Annotated in this window: 25 protein-coding genes; 10 read left to right on the forward strand and 15 right to left on the reverse strand. The window is 52.7% G+C overall.

The annotated features are described in order from the left end of the window. Together LBR61_09835 and LBR61_09840 are read right to left on the reverse strand one after the other, a co-directional pair. Window positions 1-899: aldo/keto reductase (locus LBR61_09835; protein MDR1732376.1), on the reverse strand; the 899-nt coding region annotated here is incomplete at its 3' end. A 33-nt stretch (window positions 900-932) separates the two neighbouring features. After that, entirely contained in the window at window positions 933-2,192 is a 1,260-nt protein-coding gene (locus tag LBR61_09840; GenBank protein ID MDR1732377.1) for a carboxymuconolactone decarboxylase family protein, read from the reverse strand. A 143-nt stretch (window positions 2,193-2,335) separates the two neighbouring features. Between LBR61_09840 and LBR61_09845 the strand changes: the two genes are divergently transcribed. From LBR61_09845 to LBR61_09860, 4 genes are all read left to right on the forward strand, one after another. After that, window positions 2,336-2,779 carry a MerR family transcriptional regulator gene (locus tag LBR61_09845; GenBank protein MDR1732378.1) on the forward strand — a complete coding sequence of 148 codons (444 nt, stop codon included), beginning with the start codon at window positions 2,336-2,338 and terminating at the stop codon, window positions 2,777-2,779. A gap of 440 nt (window positions 2,780-3,219) precedes the next feature. Then, a complete protein-coding gene (locus LBR61_09850; GenBank protein MDR1732379.1) occupies window positions 3,220-3,912 on the forward strand; it encodes a DUF5058 family protein in 693 nt (230 codons plus the stop codon). Between the two features lie 45 nt (window positions 3,913-3,957). Further along, window positions 3,958-4,665, forward strand: a complete 708-nt coding sequence (locus LBR61_09855; protein MDR1732380.1) for a hypothetical protein — start codon at window positions 3,958-3,960, stop codon at window positions 4,663-4,665. Window positions 4,666-4,715: 50 nt separating this feature from the next. Continuing rightward, entirely contained in the window at window positions 4,716-5,405 is a 690-nt protein-coding gene (locus tag LBR61_09860) for an L-2-amino-thiazoline-4-carboxylic acid hydrolase (protein ID MDR1732381.1), read from the forward strand. 90 nt (window positions 5,406-5,495) lie between these two features. On the opposite strand, the gene LBR61_09865 is transcribed toward LBR61_09860, so the two are convergent. From LBR61_09865 to LBR61_09910, 10 genes are all read right to left on the reverse strand, one after another. Then, window positions 5,496-7,217: a methyl-accepting chemotaxis protein gene (locus tag LBR61_09865; protein MDR1732382.1), complete on the reverse strand. Its 1,722-nt coding sequence runs from the start codon at window positions 7,215-7,217 to the stop codon at window positions 5,496-5,498. Window positions 7,218-7,469: 252 nt separating this feature from the next. Further along, window positions 7,470-7,901, reverse strand: a complete 432-nt coding sequence (locus LBR61_09870; protein ID MDR1732383.1) for a PIN domain-containing protein — start codon at window positions 7,899-7,901, stop codon at window positions 7,470-7,472. After that, on the reverse strand, window positions 7,888-8,097 hold the full coding sequence (locus tag LBR61_09875) for a hypothetical protein (GenBank protein ID MDR1732384.1): 210 nt from the start codon (window positions 8,095-8,097) through the stop codon (window positions 7,888-7,890). Before LBR61_09875 ends, LBR61_09870 begins: the two co-directional genes overlap by 14 nt. Window positions 8,098-8,190: 93 nt before the next feature. Continuing rightward, on the reverse strand, window positions 8,191-8,904 hold the full coding sequence (locus LBR61_09880) for a hypothetical protein (GenBank protein ID MDR1732385.1): 714 nt from the start codon (window positions 8,902-8,904) through the stop codon (window positions 8,191-8,193). 20 nt (window positions 8,905-8,924) lie between these two features. After that, window positions 8,925-9,419, reverse strand: coding sequence for a hypothetical protein (locus LBR61_09885; protein MDR1732386.1), 495 nt, complete (start codon window positions 9,417-9,419; stop codon window positions 8,925-8,927). Window positions 9,420-9,469: 50 nt separating this feature from the next. After that, the gene (locus LBR61_09890; GenBank protein MDR1732387.1) at window positions 9,470-9,766 is read right to left on the reverse strand and encodes a hypothetical protein; all 297 of its coding nucleotides are present in this window, start codon (window positions 9,764-9,766) and stop codon (window positions 9,470-9,472) included. Between the two features lie 18 nt (window positions 9,767-9,784). After that, window positions 9,785-10,075, reverse strand: coding sequence for a hypothetical protein (locus LBR61_09895; GenBank protein ID MDR1732388.1), 291 nt, complete (start codon window positions 10,073-10,075; stop codon window positions 9,785-9,787). Beyond that, a complete protein-coding gene (locus LBR61_09900) occupies window positions 10,072-13,983 on the reverse strand; it encodes a hypothetical protein (GenBank protein MDR1732389.1) in 3,912 nt (1,303 codons plus the stop codon). Before LBR61_09900 ends, LBR61_09895 begins: the two co-directional genes overlap by 4 nt. Before the next feature lie 55 nt (window positions 13,984-14,038). Beyond that, entirely contained in the window at window positions 14,039-14,320 is a 282-nt protein-coding gene (locus LBR61_09905) for a hypothetical protein (protein ID MDR1732390.1), read from the reverse strand. Between the two features lie 142 nt (window positions 14,321-14,462). Further along, window positions 14,463-16,481, reverse strand: a complete 2,019-nt coding sequence (locus LBR61_09910; GenBank protein MDR1732391.1) for a hypothetical protein — start codon at window positions 16,479-16,481, stop codon at window positions 14,463-14,465. 295 nt (window positions 16,482-16,776) lie between these two features. On the opposite strand from LBR61_09910, the gene LBR61_09915 reads away from it, so the two are divergent. From LBR61_09915 to LBR61_09940, 6 genes are all read left to right on the forward strand, one after another. Beyond that, the gene (locus LBR61_09915; GenBank protein MDR1732392.1) at window positions 16,777-18,324 is read left to right on the forward strand and encodes an ABC transporter substrate-binding protein; all 1,548 of its coding nucleotides are present in this window, start codon (window positions 16,777-16,779) and stop codon (window positions 18,322-18,324) included. Between the two features lie 122 nt (window positions 18,325-18,446). Next, a complete protein-coding gene (locus tag LBR61_09920) occupies window positions 18,447-19,430 on the forward strand; it encodes an ABC transporter permease (protein ID MDR1732393.1) in 984 nt (327 codons plus the stop codon). A 1-nt stretch (window position 19,431) separates the two neighbouring features. Continuing rightward, complete coding sequence (locus LBR61_09925) at window positions 19,432-20,310, forward strand: ABC transporter permease (GenBank protein MDR1732394.1); 879 nt, start codon at window positions 19,432-19,434, stop codon at window positions 20,308-20,310. Between the two features lie 15 nt (window positions 20,311-20,325). After that, entirely contained in the window at window positions 20,326-21,324 is a 999-nt protein-coding gene (locus LBR61_09930; protein ID MDR1732395.1) for an ABC transporter ATP-binding protein, read from the forward strand. Beyond that, window positions 21,321-22,277 (forward strand): ATP-binding cassette domain-containing protein, encoded by a 957-nt coding sequence (locus LBR61_09935; GenBank protein MDR1732396.1) that lies wholly within the window; start codon window positions 21,321-21,323, stop codon window positions 22,275-22,277. The genes LBR61_09930 and LBR61_09935 overlap by 4 nt, the downstream gene beginning before the upstream one ends. Before the next feature lie 17 nt (window positions 22,278-22,294). Continuing rightward, window positions 22,295-23,089 carry a creatininase family protein gene (locus LBR61_09940; protein MDR1732397.1) on the forward strand — a complete coding sequence of 265 codons (795 nt, stop codon included), beginning with the start codon at window positions 22,295-22,297 and terminating at the stop codon, window positions 23,087-23,089. A gap of 182 nt (window positions 23,090-23,271) precedes the next feature. On the opposite strand, the gene LBR61_09945 is transcribed toward LBR61_09940, so the two are convergent. The 3 genes from LBR61_09945 to LBR61_09955 are packed head-to-tail and all read right to left on the reverse strand — an operon-like array spanning window position 23,272 to window position 26,875. Continuing rightward, window positions 23,272-24,435 (reverse strand): hypothetical protein, encoded by a 1,164-nt coding sequence (locus LBR61_09945; GenBank protein MDR1732398.1) that lies wholly within the window; start codon window positions 24,433-24,435, stop codon window positions 23,272-23,274. A 31-nt stretch (window positions 24,436-24,466) separates the two neighbouring features. Next, complete coding sequence (locus LBR61_09950; GenBank protein MDR1732399.1) at window positions 24,467-25,111, reverse strand: DUF3592 domain-containing protein; 645 nt, start codon at window positions 25,109-25,111, stop codon at window positions 24,467-24,469. 9 nt (window positions 25,112-25,120) lie between these two features. Then, window positions 25,121-26,875 carry a hypothetical protein gene (locus LBR61_09955; protein MDR1732400.1) on the reverse strand — a complete coding sequence of 585 codons (1,755 nt, stop codon included), beginning with the start codon at window positions 26,873-26,875 and terminating at the stop codon, window positions 25,121-25,123. Between the last annotated feature and the right edge of the window lie 122 nt (window positions 26,876-26,997).

Raw genomic sequence — 26,997 nt, forward strand, 5'->3', positions numbered from 1 at the left:
CATCCGGTGCAGGGCACGGCGGCGGTCTTTTTGAATTCGGCAAGAGCTTTTTCAACCACCGCGTACTCTTCCTCCGTAAGCGGCTTGAAAGGCGTGAAGGTTTTGATGTTGTCCCTTAATTGTTCCATCGCGGACATTCCGCTCAAAACCACCTGTACTCCGGAAAGACTCGCGACCCAGCGCAAAGCCCAGGACGCGGCGCTTGCGTGAGAATCGGCTTCCTCAAAAATCTTCAACGCCCTTGGACGCAACGTGGCGAGAGTTCCGCCTTTAATCGGCTCCATTACGTGAACCGGTATTTTTTTGCCCTCCAAAATTTCGTACTGCTCTTTCGCGCTTTGCGCTTCCCAGTCAAAATAGTTCAACTGAATCTGGGCAAAGTCAAAATCGTAGTCCGACGTCATTCGGCGCAAAAGCTCAGGGTTGTCATGGAATGAAAATCCAAGATGCCGGATACGTCCCTCCGTCTTTTTCTTCGCCAGCGTTTCGTAAATTTTCAAATCCCCGATCATCCGCAAGGCGTCCGCAGTAACGCCGTGGAGAAGGTAAAAATCAAAATAATCAACGCAGCATCTTTCAAGCTGCGCGTTAAAAATCGAGTCCACGCCGCCGGCGTTTTTTATCACTTCCTCCATCAAAGGCATCTTCGTGGCGAGATGATATGCAGAACGGTCATAACCGGAAAGCGTTTCTCCCGCCAAACTTTCCGAGTTGCCGACGTGATAGATGTACGCGGTATCGAAGTAATTGACGCCGCCGGCAATCGCTTCTTCAATCAATGCGCGCGCCGCTTTCCGGTCAATTTCCTCCCAGCTTCCCAGACACGGCAGGCGCATTAACCCGAAACCCAGGAGAGAAATCTCTCCGTTGCCAAAGTTCCGCGTTTCAATTTTTCCCATAATCAGCCCTTCTTTCCGGTAGATTCGCTTTCGTTATTTCGCGACCTCATTGACCACGGCAATAGCGTTCAATGTCCTGGGGAAACCAATATACGGCAAGCTCTGATTCAAAGCGCCCAGCAAAACCTTCCTATCATTGCCGACAGCCAAGTTTCCCGCAGCGTGAGACTTCAATTGCGGCGCACAATCTCCCAAAGCGGCAAGGCATACGAAGGTTATCAACTCACGAGTTTTCAGATCGAGACCTTTGCGGGTATAGGTATCGCCGAAGCAAAACGCCGAAAGATAATCCTGAATGAACTTCAGGTCGTCCGGGGCGTTTGCCCTCATTGCGTCGATCACTTCCCCGAATATCGCTTTCTGCGCGTCGATGCCTTTATTCAAACGGTCATCTTCTGTAACGGTGGTGTTGCTCTCAAGCGGCATTTCGATATCCTCGCCCAGAAATACTTTCCCAAGCACGGCAAGACCTTTTTCAGTTTTCGGAAAACCGATATATGGCGCGGCTTGATGAAATACCTCCAGAAGTTCCGCCGGCTTTACCCCGATTTTAAGCGCGGCAAGAAGCTGTTCCTCCAAATCAGCGCCCTCGACGGTAATCAAAACGGCGATTGTCACGAGAGAACGCAACTTGTCGTCCATCGTGCCTTGAGACCAGACATCGCCATACAGAAAGCGGTTTTTTATCGCGGCAAACTCAGGGAATAAACCATTCACGGCGCGTTCATCGATTCCCAGCTTCTTTATTGTTTTGCTACTCCTGTCGGCGCGTCCGGCATCCGCATCCAGTTTCAAATAAACTTCGTCGTTGACGGGTTCAAGCCATTCGGTTGAAGCCCCCTCAACGGGAAGACTCAAGGAAAGATGAGAGAACCAACTGTTTTTCGACGCGCCGTGCCAGTGTTTCACGTCTTTCGGAATATTCACGACATCGCCGGGCTTGAGCGCCTGAGCCGGTTTCCCTTCCTCCTGATACCAGCCATAACCAGCCGTACACAACAGAATCTGCCCACTTTTGCGGTGAATGTGCCAATTGTTGCGGCAACCCGGCTCGAAGGTCACATTCGCGATGAATACTCCCTCGCTCGTAAGCGGTTTCAGGTAGCTCCGCCCGATAAAGTATTGAGCGAAAGCGTCGTTCTTTTCTCCCAACGGGAAAATCTGTTCAGACTCAACCGATTGAATTTCGTCCCTCATATCGTTTCCTCCTGTCTCGCTCCAACATACGCCGCAAAAAATCGAAACAACCGCTATAGCGGCGGAGAACATCACCGTCACGCACTTCTTCGCCATCACCACGACTATCACCTCCACATTGAAACTTCGCCAATGCTCTTGACGCGCTTTCCTCCATAGAGCATACTTCCACTATAAGCATTAGAGTTATCTCGAAGTCAATACCTTTTTGAAAGATTTTTTTGTTGGAGGTAGATATTATGAGTCTGACTATTAGTGAAGCCGCCGAAAAAACAGGATTGACCGCGCATACCCTGCGTTATTACGACAAAGAGGGCTTGCTTCCCTTCATCGAAAAATCCCCAAGCGGGGCGCGTGTCTTCAGGGAAGAGGATATGGAGTGGCTGAGCGTGGTCGAATGTTTAAAGCAGACCGGCCTGCCGCTGAAAAATATAAAACAGTTCCTCGACTGGTGCATGGAAGGAGACTCCACCATCCGGCAGAGATACGACATGTTCATTGAGCGCAAAGCCGAAGCGGAGAAACAGATCGCGGCGCTTCAGAAAGCTCTCGAAAAAATCAACTATAAATGCTGGTATTACGAAACCGCTCTCGCGGCGGGGACGACGAAAATTCACGAACACGCGCCGGAACAATTTACTTATCCGAAGATGACTCCAGAGCCGGAAGTCGCGGCCGTGTAGCGCAGAGTACGGCGGCGTTTCGCTGTCCGGACGAACAGGACATTGAAAACTTCTATCCTGTCGCGGAGTACATTTCCTGTTTGAAACGGAAGGCCCGCCACGATAGCGAAAAAACAAAATGAACAGGATTGACGCCGCAAAACTGCATACGACGGCTTTGGGGATTGATTAGTACGCGATTACGTAATTCGTTATAAATCAATTCGATAATTATGCTCAGTTAAATAATTTTTGTCATAATTAAAAAATAACCATGTTTATGCAATTAGTATAGATTTATAAGCAGTTTTTTAACGATAAAATATGCTTATAAAATTAAAATGTATTGACAAAAATTCCGATATGCTGTAGGTTGTCTGACATCTGAAAAATGAGAAACATAATATCGTGCATTCAGGAAAGGATGGATGGAGAAAATGACTTCACCGGAATACAATGCTATGGCGAACAGTCTGATCATGTGGTTTGCCTGCGCGCCCGGAATTCTGATCGTGTTTTATCAGTCATGGCTGTTCTTCCGAAAAAGCAAATCTGATGCCCTGAAAATCGGCCTGACGAAACAGCAGGTTAATGCGGCCATACGCAGCGCTTCAGTGACCTCCGTGGGTCCCTGCTTCGTGATGCTGACCGCCATGCTGTCCCTCATGCTCTACGTGGGCGCGCCTCTGGCCTGGCTGCGGGTGGACTTCATCGGTTCAGTCACTTACGAGCTTCAGGCCGCCACTATCGCCGGACAGAGCATGGGGCTGGAGCTGGGATCCTCTCCTCTTACCGCCGATTACCTCGCCACCGCCGCCATGGTCATGACCGCGGGCTGCATCGGGTGGGTGGTTTTCGGGGCGGTGTGCTCCGACAAAATGGAGAAGGTCAACTCCTTCATGGCGGGAGGAAACGCCGCTATCGTCCCAATTTTGGGAACAGGGGCTCTCATCGGCGTTTATTCTTCCATGACCCTCGACAGGCTGTATCCCTTTAAAAATCAGGCTCTGGCCGTTCTTGCGGGAGGCGCGGCCATGTATTTCATTCAGTCCTACAACGCAAAAGCGAAAAAACAATGGATCCGGGAATGGGGACTCACGATCTGCATGGTGGTCGGCATGGTGGTCGCCACTTTGACGGAAGGCATTTTTTAGCCCGAAACAAGTCGCCCAAAACGGTGAAGAAAGGAAGAAAAACAGATGAATACGGAACAAAACAAGATCTATGAGAACGAATATCTGCCTTACATCATCCGGTGGGGCAAGATCACTTCATGGGTCTCTATTCCTCTCATTTATATCCCTGCCGCGGCGCTGGTGTTTTATTACGGAGCTTCCCTATCCTGGGACAGCGTCCTGTCGGGAACCATCGCCATCTGCTCCGCCATGCTCGCCTGGTATATCGTCGATCCTATCACGCTTTTCCCCATCCTCCACATCCCGGGGATGTATCTGACCTATATCGCCGGCAATTCGAAGGAAATTCGGGCTCCGGCGGCCACTTCCGCTCTCTCCGCCGCCGAGGTGGAGGCCGGAACCCCTGAAGGGACGATCATAAGCTGTCTGGCCATCACGACTTCCATATTCATAAGCCTGACGGTCATGACCCTGGTGGCCATCGCGGGAGATCTGATTCTGCGGACGCTTCCGGCTCCTGTGGTTCGGTCCCTCAACTACCTGCTGCCCGCGCTCTTCGGCGCCATGTGCGTTTCCCGAATCATGCTGGACTACAAATCTTCTCTTCTCCTCATTCCCATTGCCGTCATCTTCCGGGTCATGAACACGAAGGGGATGTTCTCCGTTCTGCCGCTGGGAGGCTCTTACGCTCAGGTTCTCTTCTGCGTCATCGCGGGTTACTTCATCGCCAAAATGGTTCACGCGAAAAAAATCCGGAATATGAAGAGTTAGCTGGCAGTGATTTTTAATAACTAACATAGATTTTGAAGGAGGGGTATCCTTTGACATTCACAGAAAAGACCCACGCTTTTATCGCCGCAAAATACTATGTCCGGCTGACAGAGGCCTTCGGCGACGTCGGAGTCGGAATTTTCATTCACGCAACCCAGTACTACGCCGGGCAAAGAGGGCGAAGGATGGCTCAGAGGGCTTTGCGCGACGGAAAAGAGCTCACGTACGAGACGTATATGGAATACGGGGAGTGGGTCAACACGCCGGAGATCATCGCGGCCGAGAGCGCGAATCAATCCGTTGTGGAGGCGATTTCTCCGGATTTTGTGATCCGCATCAGCCGCTGCCCCTGGCACCTTCAGTTCAAAGAAATGGGACTGACGGAGGCCGGCCATGAATACTGCAAACATCTGGACTCCGCCATCTGTCGGGGCTTCAATCCCTATCTAACCTACACGGTGGAAAAGACCCTTCACAAAAGCGACTGTTGTATCCATCGGATCTCCGACACGAATTACGCGTCGAAACCCAACGTCACAAAAAAGAAGGAATACCTCCACAGTTTCGAGTATCACTGCGCTCATTCCTACTGGGCCTACAACGAGGTCACGGCCGCCGTCCGGGGCCAGAGGGGAGAAGAGGTCAACGCGAAGGTGCTGGCAGATTTCGCCGCCGAATATGGCCAGGAAGCCGCCGACGTTCTGGCGGGCTATCGATACGTCAACTTCAACGTGTGCTGACCTGCCGTGAGCTGACCTGCACGAAAGCAAACGGTTCCAGATCGAACAATCCCGGTCTGGAACCGAATAATATGGAAATAACCGCTTAATTCAGACCAGGAACCGATGGGTCGCGTCGAGAAGTTCGTCCGCGATAACCGTCAGGTCGTTGACGGCGTCGAAGATCGCGGAGGACGCGGCGGCCTGCTCTTCCGTGACGGTCACCATGTTTTGGGAATTACCCGCGATTTCTCTGCTGGCGGCTTCGATGTTGCGTGTGGCGGAAAGGGCGTTGGAGGCTTCCGCCGCCATGTTCTGCATGCTGCCGGTCATGGTCCGGAGCCGCTCGAAACTCTCCACGGAAATGCCGGCCAGATCGCTGAAGGCCCCGCCGCTTTCCTTCACGGCTTCCGAGCCCCGATGAACCTCCTCGCGTCCGGCTTCCATGGCTTTGACCGCTTTGGTCGTTTCCTCCTGAATGGAGGCGATCAGACCGGCGATTTTTTCAGCCGCAATCTGGGAAGCGCCGGCCAGTTTCTTGACTTCCTCTGCCACCACCGCGAAACCGCGTCCCTGGGCTCCTGCCCGGGCGGCCTCTATGGCGGCGTTCAGGGCCAGCAGATTCGTCTGGCTGGACAGACCGGCGATGGTGGCGACGATCTGCCCGATCTCGTCTGAACGCGCCCCGAGAGCGGTTACGATCTCCCCAGACATGTTGACCGCCTCCTCAATCAGGGTCATTTGAGAGACGGCCTTTTCTACCAGTCCGTGACCCGCTTTCGCTTTTTCGACGGAACCGCCCGCCGACTGAGCGGCATCGTCAAGGCTTGTCTTTGCTGCATCGAAGTGCTCCGATATTTTTGCCAGCAGGGACGTCAGGGACTCGACCTCCGTATTCTGCTTTTTCGCCTCTGCGGAGACCGTTTCCACATCCTCCACGATCGTCGTCGTTCCCGAGGCGGTTTTTTCCATGTTCCGGGTGAGGTCCTTCGCTTTATTTGCCAGATTTTCCGCCGACAGTTGAATATTGGAAAGCAGCTCTTTGATGTTGGCCGTGGTCTGGTTGTACTGTCGGGACAGAAGCCCAAACTCGTCGTTGGCGTACTCCCGGGCGCTGATGGTCAGATTGCCTTCCTGCAGAGCTCTTGAGACGCGGAGCAGTTCGTTCACGGAGCGTTTGATGTTTCTCGTCAGCAGCCACACGACCAGTATTGAAACCAGCGTAATCCCGCAGAGAACCGCAATAAGCGTATTCCAGGCCTGAGTGTAAATCTCTTTGCTCAGCCGCTGGCCCTCCGCCGCGCCCTCCTCGCTGTATCGCAAAAGCTCCTGCAGGGCTTCGCCAAAGACGTTGAAGTCCTCCACGGCCTGCCGGTTCACGGAAAAGGCTTCTTCCATTTTATTTTCTTCACACAGTTGAATCAGCTTATTCGAAAGGGTCATGTAATTCTGCCAGGCGTCTCCGACGGCCCGAATTCGGACGCGGTCCTGTTCTCTCTGCTCTTCCGCGTCGTATTCGAGAGTTTCCACCTCGTCCGCGTAGGTTCTGATGATCGTCTCCGCTTCTGACCGGGCCTTGTCTCTTCCGGAGATCTCCGCTTCCGAGCGGCTGCTTTTAGAAAACATGAAATTGAGGTCGTAACGTCGGACGGCGTTCGCGTTGGTTTCGATGCCGCAGATCTGCACAATTCCGTCCAGCCATTCGTTGGAGTCCTCGACTCGCCACTGCAGCACCCCCACCAGATGCAGAGCGTAAATGCCCAAAAGAATGTCGATAATCACGAGGGCTGAAAAACTCAATACCAATTTTGCCCTGATACTCACATTTCTCACTCAGAACACCTCAATATTATTTGATATTGTTTGGTATTGTTAATATTCCAGATACTATATGATATGCTCGTCAGGTCAAAAGTCAATCTGGTGGGAAAAAACGGCGGATTTCTGTCGCCGGACAGCGACAACGTCGGAGTGCGATCGTCCCCCAAACAGCCAAAAAACGAACGCGACGACGTTCACCCCGATTTAGCGCAGCGAAATCCGGGAAATTCTCGCCCCTTCCCGGATTTCCAAAAAAGCAGCCTGTCACTGGTAAGGGTTTTTTATAAACGGATTTCTCACCGTCAAAGCTCTGTCGATGACCAGACCATCTGGTATGTCTTCGGTATACAACACGCGGCACTGGGCCCGACAGGCGGCTGAAACGATCATACTGTTCCAAAACGAAAGTTTATATCGATTCATCAGACGAAGACTTTCATAAACGGTTTCCCTGGTCAGCGGCAAAACATGGAACGACCGCGTCATTGTTTCGACGGCGGCGCCCACGTCAGCCGGACTCACTCCGTTTTTCAGAGCGTTGACGGAAAACTCGTCGATGACCTGAATGCTGGCGGCTATCGAATCCTGATATATTCCATCCTGTATTAAATTTCTCGCGATGTCGTGTTTCTTCGAACCGTCGTCGAATTTCGCGTGCAGGAAAATAGTCGTGTCGAAAAAATCATACCCGGTCATGGACCTGCTCCCTTTTTATCGGCTCGAAATTCTTTGCTTCCCACGTGTGGTTCAGCCACTGCATGGCCATTTTTTTCTTATTGTCCTGAAAGGGTTCAGCCTGTTCTTTTTTGCGCAGCACAAATTCTCTCACCTCAAAAAGAGCCTCGTCCGAAAGAGAATCGATTTCGTTTTTCAAAATATCACGAATCGACATGTCATCACTCCTTTGAGAATAAATCTTTGAGAATAAATAACGGCGCTATTATACATCGAATTGACCTTTGTTTTTCACCTCTGCCGGCAGCGGTCATCGTCCGTTCTGTCGCGATTTCCGAAGCAGCTCCGCCACCCTGTCCAGCGTTTCCGCTCCTTTTTTCCCCGACGGGATTAAAATCCTGTCCTGTTCTTCCTCCATATCCGTCAGACCGCGGCCGGCGTCTTCCGTGTCCCGCAGCAGTTTTTCGCAGGCTCTGCTGTTTTCTTCGGCTGTCCGCCAGGCTCCTTCCGCGAGGGACGCTTCGCTTTCCGCATTCTGTACTTCTGCCTGGGCTCTTTCCTTTTCCAGGTGAGCCGCGTTCACACGTACTGCGCAGGCAGCCACTTCAGCGGCGGCGACGTTTACCTTCAATTGTGCCACCGCCACCGCAGCGCCGCCGTCGCCGATTCTTTCAGGATGCCGGTCAGCCTCTTTCTGAGCCTTCACTGCGGCCTCAAGTTCCTGCCTTGCATCTGCGAGGACCGCCTGCGCCTCGGCGAGAGCCTGAAGCGCCCATTGAAGCTGCTGTTCCGCGGCGGACAACATCTGCTGCGCTCGAAGAAGATTTTCTCTGGCTCTTTCGAGAATTCCCCTGCACGTTCCACTTATTGTTTTCGCGCGCCGGCTCTCGTCGGACAAGCGGTTCATCAGCCTGTTATAGTGTATTCTTCTCGACTCGACGGCGTCAACTGCACCTCTTACCATTTCCTGCATTCTCCGCCGGAGGTATTCGATGGCTCCAATGTTCGTATCGATCTGAGTCATTCAAGCCTCACCTTTCCCGATCAACGAAAAGTCGGGTCCAGTCTCCTTCTCTCGCTCTTCAAAGCCTCAAACTCTTTTCCAAGGGACAAAAGGTTGCTTAGAGCGCTCTGTATCCCGCCGATCAGGCCTTCCACCTCTTCGCGCTCCTGCCGGTCCTCTTCCGCCAGGGGAAGCCATTCGCCGTCGTCTCCGAAAGCACTCAGCTTCTCCCCGTTGATGTAAGGAAACCGTTTTATCTTTTCCCGCAGAGTTTCCAGCCTGTTCCGCTCGTTTTCAATTTGCTTCTCCTTCCGGGTCATGGATTGCACGACCTCCGGAAGGCGCTTTTGTCTTTCCGCTTCCTGCCGTCTTTTGTAGGCGTTCGCCTTTTTTATATCGTCCCCGATTACGCTCCACAGGACTGGAATCGCAACAGCCGCAACGATGGACGCTATCACTCCGGTCCAGCCCCAGAACCACCACACAACGGACAGTATTATGATTATCAGTATTCCATATCCGCCCAATTCATTCACCTTTATCCTCTGTCATTCGTCATTCCGCTCCAGGCCCTCGAAACAGGCTCTTATCTCGTGGCTTTCACGGCGTTTTCCAGCAGTTCCGCGTACTCGACAAGTTTTTTCATCACCGTCTTAAAATTCAGGCCGGAACCGTCGCCCGACTCCACGTCCTGAATTTTTTTCTGCGTCTGCATGACGTAATCCCGTATGACTAAATACCCCTCGTCCTGAAACGTCGTCCCCAGGGCTTTAACGCTCGCCGTCAGTTCGTCGTTCAGGCGCCGGACCTCTTTCATTCCGCGGCCTATCTCTCTGGCGAGTTCCAGAACGGCCTTCGGTGAAGTTTCTATCAACTCCGCCATTTCCATCTTCTCCTTCGCTCACCGGCGTAACTGTCGGATCGTTTCGACCGCCTCCCGCAGGGGTTTTGCGGACCGTCGAAGCGCTTCGGCGGCGTATTCCGCCCTTGGCAGGTCCCGAATCAGCTCGGTGGCCAGCGTTTCGATCCCTGTTAAAACCCTGCGGGCGTCCTCGTCTTTCATAAGGGGAGCCGAGAGAGACACCGCGTTTTTGAGTCCGGCGCAGACCCTCCTCATGTCCGCGGAATATTCGTCGATTTTCTGCGCGCATTTCTCCATTTCAACGTAGTCCCTGACGACCATGTCGCTCATCGCGATTCCTCCTTCGGCGGCAGATAGGGTCTGAACGTGCGGATATCCGCGCCGCCGTTGCTGCAGGCCGCCGAGATTTTATCCAGTTCCGCCGCCCATGCCCCGCGGCCCAGATACTCCTGCGACTCGGCCATCGTCATCCTGAGGCCGATTTTATGCGCGAAGTGGTCCGTATTGATAAACCGCGCCCGGTTGAGAAGCAGCACGGAAGGATAGGTGACGAGCGTATGCACCTGAACCCGCGGCCCGCGGAATATGATGTCTCTGATGTCGTCCCGGGCGTCGTAGGCCGTATTCTCCTCTTCATCGCCTTTTCCGTTATCGCTTTTCCCTCCGGCGGGAGCGGAAAGCCCGGAATCGTACCCGGCCAGTTTCCCTTCGATTTCGTTCAGCAGATTGTCGATGTCGTTCAAATGGTCCTGCGAATTTTCGCGCTTCTCTCCCGAATTCGATTTTGTCTTTTTTTCCGGGCACATACTGAAGTCCTCGGCCAAACCGTCCAGGCCGATCCACACCAGCAGCAGGTCTCCGGCGTCAGACCGCCTGCCTCCGGGGCGGGCTGTCTTCGACAGTTCATCCACAACGGTGCAGATTTCTCTGAGGTCTGTGATTTCTCTGACATTTTCATCACAGAGGGAAGTGAACAGGGAGCCATAGTCGCGGTACAGCTCGTCGTTGACGTCGACGAAAAAGATCACTTTGCTTCCGGCCCGCCGCCTGAAGCTGCGGACGGTGTGGTGGATAAGACTCGCTCTCATTTCGTGGCTGTTGTCCTCCATCCCGCCGATGAGCATGATGTTGTTGCCCACGTTTCTGAGGAGGGGGAACCAGAAACACGGCTCCAGGTTCGACGGTGTTCCCAGATGTATGGGAATTTGTCTGTCCAGCGCGAGACGTTGTTTCGACTCGTAAGCCTCGATCAGCCTGAGGTCGAAGAAACTTCTATCCTGACCGTTGACGACGATCAGGTCTTTTTCCCTGAAGTCCCCCACCGTATCTTTTACGCGCCGGGCGACGAGGGCGCGCTCGTCCCGGGAAATCAGCACCGTACGATACCTGTCGATGACGGGTTGAATCTCTCCCCTGGTGTCTTCCTTAAATTTCCTGAATATGACGTCGCCAGGTCTCATCCTCGCCATTTTGTGTTTGAGCGTTTCATCGTAACCCGCGGAGTCCAGGTCAAGCGTTGCCCGTATCTCCCTCGCGTCGTTGTTCATGGCGATGCGGGTGCGAAGCTGAATGCGGCCCTTTTCAGTGAGCCCTCTGAGACCGTCGCTCACCGCCTGGTCGCTGAAGAAACAGGAAAGCCCGAACACGCGGTACTCGGAAAGAATGTTTTCCAAAATTTCGACGTACTGCGGCGCTTCTCTGATCGCCTGTGTCATCACGTGAAATTCGTCCACGACCAGAATAACCCTGGGAAGGCTGCGGACTCCGAATTTCTTTTTGTATTCCGTGATGTTGCTCACGCCTGAATTTTTGAACAGGTCGCTTCTGCGCTCGAACTCCACGCGGATAAAGTCCAGTAAACTGAAGGTAAACTCCGCGCTGCGTTCAAGACCGATGAGCCTGACGTGAGGCGGCAGGTTGTTCAGGTACTCGGCGAACTCCACTTTTTTATAGTCGATGAGCCAGAGCTCCACGTCGTCCGGATGATAACGCATGGTGATTGAGGCGATTAACATATGCAGCGTCTGGGATTTTCCCGAACCCGTTGCCCCGGACAACAGGCCGTGAGCGGTCAGAGCTCCGCCCAGCTCCAAATCCTCAAGGCGTTTGCGGGCATTAAGGGCGAAGGGAATTTTCAGCCCCTCCGAGGAATCCTGCAGGGCCGCGGGCCACAGGTCCTTCTCGCAGCAGGCCCAGGTGTTGTCTATTTTTACGCCTTCCAGGTAAGCGGCCTTCACTTTTTCGATGAACGCCTCGCAGTGCGGAGGCAGAAGGTCAAGGCCGACTTTGACGCCGTTTGTCGTCCTTTCGGCAAAAAACTGTCCCGCGACGTCGGAGGCCATTTCGAACTCGTCGTACCGCGAAAAGCCCTGAACCGCTTCGGGGAGATCAGAAGACGTCCCCTGTGAAAGGAAAATCATGGATATTCCGCACCTTTGCGCGTTCTGCAGCAGGGTTTCCAGGGCTTCTTTCGTCCTCTGGTCAAAATTGTCGGGATAGTCGTTAATGACCACCACGTGCTGCTCTACGGGCGTATCGCTCGTTTCGTTGTAGTCGTGAAGAGACTCCATGCCGGCCAGCAGCGCGGAAGTTCTGTCCACGAAACCTTCCAGATACCTGAGCCTGTCGTATATGCTTTCCCGGGAGGCGTACACTTTGCAGAGCTCCCATGCGGTCACTTCGCTCAGTTTTTGCAGCAGGCCAAGATTCGCCCCCCTGTCATTCGGGTCGATGAAGGTGATACAGCATGAATTCATCGGCATGAACCGGACGAGTTTCAATAAAAAGCTTTGAATGCCTGTCATAACTGAATTTTTTGTGTCATCATCGTACCGAATCAGGAGGCGAAGCGAAGGAGGCATTTTGATGGTATAGGGATAAAGGAAATCTTTGCCTGATCTGTACGAGAAAGGCATCCGGCTTTTGAGCGCGGCGCTCAGGCTGGACGGCAGTTCGAAAGGCCGGGGCATGACGCCGAACATCAATTCTCCCGGATAAGAAGCGGCGGGGTCGTAATTTTCCCAGTCCCCTTCCGAGGCTCCCATCTCGCTGAACCTTTTCCGAATCTCGCTGTCCAGACGCGGCAGGTCAGGATTTTCCATCGCGGCGGAGCATTCCCCGGCGAGCTTTTCGGCGCAGCGGGCGTAAGCCTGTTCGTTTTCGCGAAGGTATCGCTGCTTCCGGTTCTCCGCCTCCTTCAGGGGAGCCTGTAACTTTTCGCCGACGCGTTTTTTCTCCTGTTCCAAGTCCTGTTCCGGGCGGCCGGATTCCCCCTGGGGGCTTTCCATTTCCCCCGGTTTTTCGGCTTCGATCTCGTCCTTTTTCATCCCGAAGTACCGGTGGATCTCGGCGTCGATTTGTCGACGGATTTCCTCCAGTTGCTTCTGTTTTTGGACGAAATAACTGAAAGTCGCGATAACGGCGTCTACCGTTTCGCAGCTGTTTTTCGGCTTCATAAGGCGGATGGACTGAGGGCCGCTTTCCTCTGCCCTTCGATACCACTCGCTGGCTTTCACCTGATTTTTGGCGACGCCAAGTCCCTTTTCCCACATGACGCCCAGTTTGCGCATGGCGACGGCGTTACCCCGAAGGGACGCTTTGTGAAAACATTTCATCGCTTCCCCGTAACTCTGTTCGATTCCCCGACCTGCGGCGTACATGCAGCCCAGGGCGAGCAAGGCGCGAGGATCACTTTCCACGGCTCCGAGGTAACATTGTCTGGCTTTCTCGTAATTCAGCTCCACGCCTCGACCTTTTTCGTACAAAAGTCCCAGACGGTAGCCCCCGGCTGGTCCTGCCCCGGCGTACCAGTCCGCCGCTTTCCCGTAATCCCGTTTGACCTCCGCAAAACCGTATTCGCAGAGCCGTCCGAGTTCACTCATGGCCTGCGCGTCGCTTTTTTCGGCAGCTTTCTGAAACCCGTTCACTGTTTCGGGATAGTTCTTCTCCGTCCCGTAACCGTGATAAAACATAACGCCCAGAGCGCGCATGGCCCCGGCATTGCCTTCATCCGCCGCTCGCGTGAAACAGGCCAGGGCTTTTCCGTAATCCGGCGCGGAACAATCGTACAACGCCTCGAACTCCGGGGCGGGGCATTCGCCCTTTTCCCCGGCGTCAGAAAACATCGCGCCCATGGTTTTCGTCCATTGAAGCTTATACTGTTCTTCGTTCCGGGCAAATCGTTTCCCGGTTTCGTAATCACCGACGGCCGGAATTTTGCCCTCCTCCGCATTCGTCATCCTGAATGCCCCGCCTCCTTACATCCGCGCCGCTTTCCTTTTCTCTTTGTATGGCTTATAACTTCAAAAGGCGCGACGCTCTTTCTTCGACGTTTTTCCCGTATTTTTCCATGACGCTTCCGTTCAAATCCAGCGCTGACGACAGTCTATCTGACTCCCTCGATGCCGTCTCCATGGCCTGCTCCAGGGCGGCGTCGAGTTTTTCAATCTTTCGTAAAGACTCTCCCAGCGTATCGATCACCACGTTTTTGAATCTGGCGGCGAGGTCGTCCCTCCAGGTCAGAGAAACATCCTGCCAGGCATCGTCAAGTTTTTCCACAATTCTTCTTATTTCCATTTTATACCTCTTTTAATGCATCAACAGATATCCCAACCTCGCGGAGCAAACACCAACGTCATCACAAAAATGCTTGCAATGGAACAAATCAGACCGATCAGCCCGCAGATGTAACCCGGACCGCTCTGCTGCGCAGTCGCTTTCACTTTTCTCCTTTCGCCGTGATATTTTCTCTTTTCGTTTCCACGTCCGTCGGCACGGCTGGTTCACTGCGATCCACGGCAGTTCCCAGGGCATCAAGTCTTTCCGCTTCTTCTTCAGCGCGGGCGAGAGGACGGATTTCTTTGAAGTAATAGAACCCGACCGCGGCGATCAGCACGACCGCAAGCCCTATATATATCGTCCTGCGTATTACAATGTTCCGCTGGATGCGGTGAATCTCGTCCAACGGTTTGCGCGCCTCCTGGTTTCCATGCTGAACGGCCTTTTCGAACCATTGGGCCGCGCCCCTGAGCTGGTTGCCGTACTGTTTGGACGACGGGTCCACAGATTCGTACATTAATCGCCCATACATGTATTCCGCGTCGGGCTGGCCATTTTGAGCGTATTTCAGCAGAAGGGAGGCCGCTTTGCTCACGCCCTTATGATGCGCTTCCAACAGAAAATCCACGCCCTTTTTCTGTTCTTCCGGAGCGGAAGACTGCAAATATTTCTCACTCATCAGATACATCAGAATTGGCGCGGCAGGTTGTTGTGCGGAAATTATATTCAGAGCCCTCTGAAGTATTTCCGGGTCATTTGAACTGAACGCTTTCTGGAAATACTCGATTGCTGCGTCTTCCCTGCCGCCCCCGGCGATAATTTCTCCCAATACGAAACTGGCTTCCGGCGCGTTCTTCTCGGACGCATATTTTCTAATAAGCTCTTCCGCCTTCTTATAACCGCTCTTGTATGCATCGAGCAGATACGTCACTCCTCGCATTTTGTTTTGGGGCAGGTTTTTGCTGTCCTCGTAATAGAAGGCGCCCACTACTGTCATAAGGGCTCCGTTTTTTGTTTTTGCACACAAATCGACAAGGCGGGGAACTATCGGGTCACCCTCCAGTTTTATGGCTCGCGTTGCGTATTTTATGACTCCGGTGAGGATGAAAGGATCTTTAGGGTCTATAGTGTGCCAACCCGTCCTGTACTCCCACTCGGGATTATAACGCAAAGGTTCCCGTGGCTCGCAGAGGATACCGGCGACGACGAGGCTGGCTTCGCCTCCATCGTCCCTGTCCGCCAAATGCAGAAGTTCGCTGAAAGCCAGCTGGGATTTAAGTTCGACTCCCTGTAACAGCCACCTGATCCCGGCCTGCCGGTCTTTCTGAACTCCTTCACCCGTGTAAAGTGCTCTGCCCAGGCCGGTCATAACGGCGGCGTTTGTTTCTCCGCAATAAGCCACGATGTCGGGGAGGATTTTTTCACCATCCTTTTTGATTGCACGAGTAATGTAATCTGCCACCTCCCAGCCTGTTGCCATATCTTCCATATTCTTTTCCCATGTTTTAGAGAAGTGCTGTGCCACCACGAAACAGGCTTCCCCTCCGTCGTCGGTATTTGCAAGGCGAAAAAGCTCGTCAAACGCCGCCTGCGATTGAAGCTGTGCTCCCTTCAGAAGCCAACCGGCTCCGGTTTTCGTGTCCCTGGGAATTTTCTTCCCCTCGTGATAAGCCCTGCCCAGGCCCGCCATAACAGGCCCGAACTTTTCCCCGGCGAAGGCGGTGATACGCGGGATAATCGCGTCTCCTTCCAGTTCAACCGCGCGGGCCGTATACTTTATCGCCAGATTGGCGATTCGCAAATCCTCCGGATCCAGCTTACTGTTAGTACCGGGCCCGTGATGGAAACTCAACTTATCATACATCCGGGAAAACATCTGCGCGGCGGCGAAACTGGCCTCTCCTCCGTCGTCGGTGTTTGCAAGACGAAAAAGCTCATCAAACGCCGCCTGCGATTGAAGCTGGGCTCCCTTTAAAAGCCACTCCGCTCCTGCTTTCGTGTCCTTTTGGACGTCTTTGCCCTCGTAATAAGCCTTACCCGCCGCTATCATCGCTTCAATGTCGCCATTTTTCGCCATCTGAAGATCCTCCGGCGTCAGGGCGTATGCTTGCCGCGTCGCGCCCGAGGACAAAACCGCCCATATAAACAGAAACACGAACAGCCATTGTTTGCTTTTCATGACGGAGCCTCCTCTTCACAATCCCGCATGACCGCCGCGTTGAACAGCTTTTTTCCTGTTTGTTCGCGATTGACCGGAACAAGGCTTTCAGCTTATGGGTCGCGGTGGTAACTATTATAACTTTTAGAATGCAATTTCGTTTATAAATTACAGGAGGACATTATCACAGACGAATAAGATAAACAAATCTCGAATTTGACAAATTCTCTTTGTTATGATTAAGTATCGCCATCATACACGATAAATCACCGTCTGAACCGGGAATATGTGATTAAGATAAGGAGGAAAACAGCGCATGGGCATCCGCAGATTATCGACCAAAATTATTGTGACAGCTGTGTTATTCTCTCTGATTTTTGTATGCGGCTTTGCCATTTCAGGCAATGCAGCAACCGCAACGACGGAGACAAAAAAGACGAGTGTGGTGTTCCGCACAAAAACGGAACCTGATACGCTTGATCCTCACAGGACAGCGGGAAACGGAGACCCTCAGCTCCCGCAGTATCAGATTTACGAATCCCTGTTTCGCTGTGAATCAAGTGGGAAAATTGTTCCGGCCCTATGCGAATCTTACACATTTACTGACGACAAAATGTCCCTGTCAGTAAAACTTCGCGAGGGGGTCAAGTTTCATGATGGTTCTTCAATGAGCGCGGATGATGTCGTTTATTCCATCAATCGTTCTTTGACAACTGGTTTTAACGGCACTTATGTGGGTAATATCGCGAGTGTAGAGAAAATCGATGACAAAAATGTCAAAATTAACCTAAAAAACCCTTACACACCGATTATCACTTGCTTAGCCACGCTCAACACGGCGATCCTTTCAAAAGCGTATGTGGAAAAAAACGGCGAGGATTTTCTCGCGCGCAACCCTATGGGAACGGGCGCTTACGTTTTTAAGAACTGGGTGTCGGGCGAGCGGATCGATATGGAAGCTTTTACAGATTATTGGCGCGGTAAAGCCAGTATTCCGCAGGGCGCATTTGTATTTATCGCCGACAACTCAACCGCGCTCATTGCTGTTGAAAATGGTGAAGTCGACCTCAACGACAATATGAATACTGCAGAAATTGCGACGCTTGATGGAAATCCAAAGCTGTCGCATTACCGAGGCCCCAGCGCTGCAATTCTGATCTATTCTTTCAACACTCAGGGGAAGATCATGTCGGATATCAGAATGCGCGAAGCTATTTCTCTCGTTGTAGACCGTCAGGCGATTTCGGCTATTTGCTATAATGATGAATGGACGCCTGTGGAAGCTGCGATGCTTCCTGTGCTCCCGGAATTTCCCAGGGATTTTAAAGCGCCGGCGCTCAACATCGAACGAGCGAAAGCTCTGGTGAAAGAATGTTATCCCAATGGCATCACTATTGCTATGCCAACCATTGACGCGCCGCAGTACAGTGAACCTTCTGTCGTCCTCCAGGAAGCCTGCAGGGAGATTGGAATCACTTTAGAAGTTGACATTATGGAACGCGCCGCATGGAATGAAAAAGTCATTGCCAAAACGGACTATGAATTGACAGTATGGGCGCTTGTGTCTAACGCCCTTGATGCGGATTTGTATGCTTCCAAATTTTATAGTGCTAATGCCAAAGGAGGCGGTAATTTCACTAATACTGTCAATTCTGAAATCGACCAGTGGATTGAACGCGGACGTATTACGGAAAGCGGTCCGGAGCGCAATAAAGTGTATCTCAATTATGTTCAGGCCGTTCAGGATTATTATGCTTGCGTTCCTTTCAGCGGAAATAACCGTGATATTGCTGCAAACCCTGATCTTAAAGGCGTCCAAACGAGCCCAACTACAAACTATTATTTCTGGGATTACAGTTATTAAACACCATTGTACGGTGGTTAAGTATTTTCCAGCTTTTTTCTCCATGGAACAAGCATTTATGTAACAGAGTGCGCTGAATGGCGCACTCTGTATAATAATCTTTATTCGTTGTGAGGAATGCAATGATTCTGTATATTGGTAAACGTCTCTTGATGATGATACCAGTTGTAATTGGGATCTCGCTTGTTGTCTTTTTAGTGATGAGCCTGACCCCCGGCGATCCAGCCCGGATGATTCTGGGTGAAGAAGCCAAACAAGAGGAAGTGGATGCGTTACGTAATAAGATGGGGCTGAATGACCCACTCTTCATCCAGTATGGCCGTTATATCTTCAATGGGCTGCACGGAGATTTTGGAAATTCCTACCGAACTAAAATTCCTGTGTTCAAGGAAGTCATCAGCCGATTTCCCACAACACTGAAGGTAGCCGTCGGCGCAATAATTCTCGCCGTCGTTCTCGGTATCCCCCTCGGGATACTATCTTCTGTCAGGCAATACAGTCTTGTCGATAATATCAGTATGGTTGTTTCAATGGTATTTACGTCTATCCCAACTTTTTGGCTCGGTTTAATGCTGCTTCTCGTGTTTTCTCAATTTCTCGGTTGGCTTCCGTCCTCTGGCAGCGCCACGTTCAAGCACTTCATCCTGCCGTGTATTGCCCTTTCCTGCAATACCTTCGCTTTGCTTCTGCGCATGACGCGCTCGACAATGCTCGAAGAAATACGGCAGGATTACATAAGAACGACAAAAGCCAAGGGCGCGCGCCCTTTAAGAGTTATCTTCAAACACGCGTTGCGCAATGCCCTACTCTCTATAGTCACTGTTATTGGTCTGGAATTTGGTTCACTTCTTGGAGGTTCTGTGGTGACGGAGAGCGTTTTTGGACTTCCAGGTCTGGGCACTCTCATAGTTACCGGCGTTAAACAGAAAGATACCCCATCAGTGATGGCTGCCGTAATGTTCATCGCTGTTACGGGCGGACTTATCAATCTGTTCACAGATGTTCTGTACACCTTCATCGATCCGCGCCTTAAAGCGCGTTTCAGCCAAATCGCACGTACACGTATTAGAAAACCTTTATTGCTGGGAGACGAAAAAAGTGGATAATATATTTCCCGTATCCTCTCCGTCATCCAGCGCTGGTCGCAGCCTGTGGTATTCCGTCTGGCATCGATACAAAAAAAACAAACTTGCCATGGTAGGATTGATTTTGATGTTCATCCTGATATTGGCGTCTCTTTCGGCGGGTGTATTCATTGATTATTCGAAAGTGACGGCAATATCGGCTGGCAACCGCCTTTTACCTCCATCATCCAGGCATTGGCTCGGCACAGATAATTATGGCCGCGACATTTTTGCCCGTATCATATACGGAAGCCGCGTATCCCTCAGCGTTGGCCTGATTACAGTCGTTTGCTCCCTGGCGACCGGCGGCTTCATCGGAGCAGTGGCCGGCTATTTCGGCGGCAAAGTTGACGAAATACTCATGCGTATCATGGATATCATGCTGGCTATTCCCAGCATCATTCTTGCCATCTGTTTTGTTGCCGCGCTTGGTTCCAGTGTCCCTAACCTCGTGGTGGCGCTCACGTTGTCACGGATGCCGCAATTTTCGCGAGTGGTGCGCGCCGCTGTGCTGCCGATCAAAAATCAAGAGTACATTGAAGCTGCCGCCGCTTTCGGAACAAGCAGCAGCCGAATTATATTAAAACATATCCTGCCTAACGTTCTGGGGCCTATTATTGTTCAGGCGACTCTTCAAGTGGGAAGCATCATTCTGAGCATTGCCGGGCTCAGCTTCATCGGGCTTGGCATTCAGCCTCCGACGCCAGAATTAGGTTCCATGCTTTCCGATCTTCGAGCCTATATGCGTACACATCCTTTTTTGGTCATCCCTCCAGGTGTTGCGATCATGCTGACCGTTTTTTCGTTCAACCGCATAGGAGACGGCTTACGCGACGCGCTTGATCCCAAGCTCAGAAATTAGGGGGTGTTCCAGGGCATGATGGAGGATACGCTGCTTGAGATCGAGAACCTTCATGTGGAGTATCGGTCAGATGAAAATACAGTTTTTGCGGTTAACGGACTCAATTTACGCCTGAAGAAAGGCATAACGCTGGGTTTAGTCGGAGAAACCGGCGCTGGAAAAACGTCTGCGGCGCTCAGTATTATGCGTTTGCTGCCTGAACGGGTCGGCGTTATTACGCAGGGGCGTATCCAGCTTACCGGTATAGATGTAATCGCGGCTTCTGAAGCACGGATGCGGGACCTGAGAGGCGAAGTCGTGTCCATGATCTTTCAGGATCCGATGACATCGCTTAATCCTTTGCTGCCCGTGGGCGATCAAATTGAAGAAATGCTTTTACTTCACAATCGTTCGATGTCAAAGGAAGAGCGCGCGAATCGCGTCGATGACATGTTGAAACTCATTGGAATTTCTCCCAGTAGAAAATATGAGTTCCCCTATCAGTTTTCCGGCGGGATGAAACAGCGTATCGTCATAGCTATCGCGATGGCTTGCCGTCCGATGCTGTTATTAGCCGACGAACCGACAACCGCTTTGGACGTGACGATACAGGCGCAGGTTCTTGAAATGATGAATGAGTTAAAAGCTCAATTGGGAACATCTATCTTGCTCATTACACACGATCTTGGCGTGGTCGCTCAGACGTGCGATGAGGTGGCGGTTATGTATGCGGGGGCTATCGTTGAAATGGGAACAACGTTCGATATATTTGAAAGCGATTGCCATCATCCTTATACAATCGGACTGTTTGGCTCCATCCCAATGATTGACGCGCAGGAAAAGTGGCTTAAACCTATTGCCGGGATGATGCCCGACCCTACCATCAAACGCGAGGGTTGCGCTTTTTGCGAGCGATGCCCGGATGCTCTGCCGATTTGTTCTGTGCAGGAGCCTCAGTTGTGGCATAAAGGCAGTCATTCCATTCGCTGTCACCTTTACACAAAACAAGATGCGAGAGAAGGAAACAGAGAATGAGCCAGTCGCACCTTATTCAGACAACCGGTCTGAAAAAATACTTCAGCACACCGAAAGGACAATTGCACGCGGTGGACGATATCAACCTGACCATCGACAAACGCACAACTCTCGGCGTTGTAGGAGAATCAGGCTGCGGGAAAAGTACGCTGGGCCGTGTGATGATTCGCCTGATTCCCGCCACAGGCGGACAGGTCTTTTATAACGAGCAGGATCTCCTCAGGCTGAGCCAGAGCGAACTGAAAGAGATGCGGAAAAAACTTCAGATCATCTTTCAAGACCCGTATGCTTCTCTAAACCCACGTATGACTGTCAGCGCAATCATCGAAGAACCCATGATCGTCTGCGGCATAGGAACTGACCATAAAGAGCGCACAGAAAGAGTCGATTACCTCATGAAGCTTGTAGGGCTTTCATCACGACTACGGAATGCATATCCTCACGAACTCGATGGAGGGCGTCGCCAGCGCATTGGTATCGCAAGGGCCCTGACCGTCAATCCTGAATTCATAGTTTGTGACGAGCCAGTGTCTTCTTTGGATGTCTCTATTCAGGCGCAAATACTTAATTTGTTGATGTCATTGCAGGATACTATGGGCCTGACCTACATGTTTATTACGCATGATTTAAGTGTTGTCAGGCACTTGAGCACAAATATAATGGTGATGTATTTGGGGCAGTGCGTCGAATATACCTCTGGGCCGCTTTTGTTTCAAAATCCGCTTCACCCTTATACAAAAGCTCTGTTGAGCGCTATTCCAAGACCAAGTATCAAGCCGGAACATCGCATGAAAAGCATTATTATCGGAGAAGTGACAGACCCTGTCAATCCAAAACCCGGCTGTCGTTTTGCGCCGCGCTGCTCTTACGTGACAAAACGGTGTTCCGACGCGGATGTTCCCGTTGTGAAGGCCGAAGATGGACACGAAGTAAAGTGTGTTCTATATTGTTGAATTAGGAGATAGTGATTATGCCTGACGGGAAAAGAGAACTCCAGCATTTGACGTGGAAAGATTGCAAGCAAATTTTTGAGACCGATCCTGTAATTCTGCTCCCTTTAGGCTCAATGGAGGTACAGGGGCCTCATTCTATAGTCGGCGACTACCTGATTGCATCGGAAGTGGCCCGTGAAACGGCTCGACGTTCCGACGCTTACGTAATCCCTGTCATTCCATTTGGTTGTTCTGAATATTTTCGTGAATTTCCGGGTACTATTTCTTTATCGCCGATGACACTTTATGGCCTTTTACATGACGTGATCGAGTGTCTGATAGAGCATGGCGCCACCAAACTCCTTTTAGTCAATGGTCATGGAGGCAACAATGGAACTTTGGAGTGGATTGGACGTGATATACGGCGTGAATTCGGCGTTATCATGGGGAAAATAACTATTTGGAGAAGTTTTACAAAGGAATTACTGACGGAAGTTTACGGAGAAAAAGCAGTAAACAATAAACATGGCGGCGGAATGGTGGATGCGGTAGTCCGTTATCTTTTTCCAGACGATATTCGCGCAGATTACGTAGGACCTTCCGATATTAATCAGCAATGGGAAGCGTTTACGCTTACAGATATCGGTGAAACGTTGATTGGAGGAACTATTCAAGACATTTATACAGATATGACGCATGTCTCAAAACAGGGTTGTTTAGGCGACCCATTAATGAGTACCGCAGAGGACGGCAAAGTTCTTTTTGAAGCGATGGTGGCCTGTTGCTGTGAGTTTGTGGACAAGATGAAACGATCTGACATGAGGCTGCATTGAGTTGATTTGGCATCGACTCTGTAAAATAAAGTGTGTGATGAACTAAAAACGAGCCATCGAAAGAGAAGGTGAATCACGCATAAGTAATACGGACAAAGTGAAAGAACCGCTGAATATCACGGACAGGATGTTGGATCAGTTAATCGAAGAACTCTGCAAATTCAAATTCATAGAAACGCGTTTCACCAGGGGACTTTTTGCATTGGAGTCCAGTCGCCGGAGAAGTTCGACGAGTGGTTGGGGTCGAAGCCGGAGTCACTGGTGTAGTAGGTGTTGCCGTCGGAGCTTCGCCAGCCATAGTCATAGCCCGTGGGCGCGCTGTAGGACTCGCCGCTGCCGCTCCACCGGTCCGTGCCGGTGATCGTATCCGTCCAGCCCCGGCTTATGCGCGACGCGCTGTCCGCCTGATTGTCCAGCACCTCGCGCCGGTTTTTCGATATATAATTATAGGTATCCTGAATCTGGCGCTGCAAAGCCGCGTCGTTTATCCTTATTTGCGCTTCCTGCGCCCGGATATTCTGCTGCTGAAGGTAGTTCGTCACCTGCCCTCGGACTTCCTCCCAGGCCGGGTTGATGGACGTGTTGGCCATTATCGCCGCGAATTCCCTTTCACAGGCGCGGAGCTTCCCTTCGTCTGCGGCGACGGCAAACATATTCGTCGTGTTCCACATCACGGAACCGCCGTCTATCCGGACGTAAAAGATGCCAACCATCATCCCGCCTTCCTGTCTGCGACCGTCCTTCAGGCAGGTAAAATCCACAAGCGCCACGTCGGCGACCGTCTGTCGATTGGCGGGGTTCCTCAACCCCCGGCGCGTCGCCTCCTCGATGCCCTGCTGGTTCATCACAGCGGCCGTCTTCTCCAGAGCTTCGGCTATCGCCTGAGGTTTCGAAACCTTCGTCACGCTGACGTCGGACAGCGTCCTGTCGCCGTTCAGAAGTTCCCGGATATAGTCCTCCGGACTTACCGGCTGCTTCACCAAAAGACCCAGTCCTTGCGAATACGGGCCGGGGGCTATGAAATGGATCGGAGACACCATTCCGAAACGGGCTCCGTCCGTTGATTTTTCGATTTCAATCAACACGTGGGCCGGGTCCGAGATCATGTTGAAGTTCCACAGAACGTCGCTCTTCGTCAGCTTCCATCCCTCCGGCAGGGCCGCTCTGGCGGCGGGAATATCGCTCATTTGAGGGTCCGGAATCTGTACCGTCCGAATCATCAGTCCTTCCGGCTTTGCCGCCGTCTTCGCCTGCGGCTTTTTCCACGCCGCCTCGCTCGTCTCCGCGCCGAAAAGCATCGCCGTCAAAAGCAGAACTCCGGCCGCAAAGAATTTTCTCCGTCTCATTTCCCTTCACCTCCGGTTTTTTATAGCGGCTCTATTCCAAAATTACGAGCCCGATGACGATCAAACCCGCGCCGATCGCGGCCATTACCGCTTCCCCTTTCATGCGCGTCTCCCAGGCCGCTTCGGAGGGGTCGTCGGGATTGTAAAAAACATTCACCCAACATCCTTCGGTCAGTCCGGGGTCAAGGAGAACTTTGCCCCGCTCGTCGACGCGCTTCGAGTGTTCCCCCGCGCCGAAAATTTCGGTGGAGGCGGTGAAGATTTCCCCGCCGACGCGGTATTCGACGACGGGCGTGTGCAGGACGTACAGAGTTTCGACTCTGCTATCCGGGTCGAAGACGCGTTCCTCCCATCTTTCGAAGGACACCACTTTCCCCGGCGCGAGTCGCGTGCATTTCCTCCGCTTCAGAAACGACTTGCAGACCGGCAGCAGCCCCGCAGGCAGCAAAAGCAGTCCAAACAGGCCGCATATCAGAGCCGCCGCCGTCCGGTTCGCGTTTTTCACCTCCCATTCCGGAAAAAACGCGAGGAAAACGAAGATCACAAGCAGCACGGACAGCGCCCCCGGCCAGACACAAAGATTGCTTTCCGCCTCCAGGGACCGCGTCCGGCAGTATCTTACGCAAAGAAAGCCAATCAGGACCAGCGATAAGAGAGCCGTCACCAACGCCGCCATTTCACAGCCTTACTGCATCCTCTGGTAAACGATGGAGAACCCGTTGGGGGCTGTGATCTGGAACATGCTGCCGCTGGGGTCCATCTGGAAGAAGTTGGAGAACGCCATCCCCGTGGTCGTCCGACCAACCATCATGTTGCCCTGAATCTGAAAGATTCCAGCCTCGGCGGGCATTCCGTTGATCCAGCCCTGATACTGGTTGCCCTGGTACTGCATCACCCACTGCTGGCCGTTCACCATCGCCCCCCACACCCCGTCCAGACTCACCTGCTGCGGAATCGGCGGCTGAGGCATCGGCGGAATAATCGGCGGTTTCTCGGTAATCGGCGGCTGCGGGGGCGTTATCGGAGGCTGAGGAGGTGTTGCCGGCGGCTGGACAGGTTCTTTCCAGCCTGACGCTTCCTTCAGCCGCTCCAGGGCCTTCGTACCGTCCAGAACGCCGTTCTCCAGAGCGTAGTCCAGAGCCGTTTTTCCCTCCTGATCTTTCGCCGCGGCGTCGGCTCCCGCGTCCAGCAGGAACTCCACCAGCTCCGGAGCTCTGGCGTGCTCCACCTGAACAATGCCCATGAGAAGGGTCGTTCCGTCTCCGTCCAGCTCCGGATTGGGAGAAGCGCCGGCCCGGACCAGAAGGGTCACGATCTCACCGGTGACGTTTTTATACAGTTCCTCCTCAGGGTCGAAAAGGGCCATCAGAAATTTATCGCGCTGATACGATGCGTCCGCTCCGCGCTCCACGAGAAGCCTCAGAACCTCCGCGTTTCCGGAGGAAAGGGCGCTGCCCAGGGCGGCCTCCAGGGGCGTGGCGAAATTCCCGCCCTCCGTCCGGATGTTGACGTCCATTCCCGCGTCCAGAGCCTTTTTAATCGCCGACAGGTCTCCGATTCCGCAAAGGTCAATAAAGGCCCTCGGGCTCATGACGCCCCGATTTTTGAGCTCTTCCACTTTTTTGAGGGCCTTCTCGAAACCCTGTTCCGCCGACTTTTCGTACCAGTCCAGCGCCTGAGTCTCGTCCTTCGGAACGCCCTCGTTGCCGTCCTCGCACAAAATGCCCATGTTGTACTGAGCCAGACGGTTTCCCTGCTCCGCGGACTTCCGGAACCACTCCGCCGCCCTGGCTTTGTCCTGAGCCACGCCCTGCCCGTTGTAGTACATCACGGCCAGGTCCAGCTGTCCGCCGCTGTTTCCCTGTTCCGCCGATTTCCGGAACCACTCGAAGGCCTGGGCTTCGTCCTTTGGGATCCCCTCGCCCTCCCGGAGCATCGCCCCAAGCGTGTCCTGAGCGCTGGCGTTCCCGCCCTCCGCCGCTTTGCGGAACCATTCCGCCGCCTGAGCGGGGTCTTTCGGAACTCCCCATCCATTGCGATACAGGATCCCCATGTTCTCCTGAGCCGCGGCGTTGCCCTGGTCGGCGGCCTTCCGGAACCACTCCGCCGCTTTGGCGTAATCCTGAGCCGCGCCCTGCCCGTTGTAGTACAGGACCCCGACCTTGATCTGAGCGTCCACGTGACCCTGCTCCCCCGCTTTGGTAAACCACTCCAGAGCCTTCGCGTAATCCTGAGGAATGCCCTTGTGATAGCCGTCGAAGTAGACCCGACCCATTTTGTACTGAGCTTCCCGATCCCCTTTTTCGGCGGCGGCCCTGTAACCGTCCAGATTTTCCTCGATCTCGATGGAAGCCGCCAGACTTCCGGCGGGCTGTGACGCCAGAGAGAACAGAGCCCAAACGACGGTGAACGCCGCCGCGAAACGCGCAACTCGCTTCATTGCTTCCCAACCTCCCCTGCCTGTCTCAATTTACGCTCCGGCCTCAGAATAGGGGAACCGGAGCGCAAAATTGTCAGAGAAACGTCACCTGCATGTTACAAAAGTGTGAAAAGTAATGTTTT

The sequence above is a fragment of the Synergistaceae bacterium genome (assembly GCA_031272035.1).
Classification (GTDB): domain Bacteria; phylum Synergistota; class Synergistia; order Synergistales; family Aminobacteriaceae; genus JAISSA01.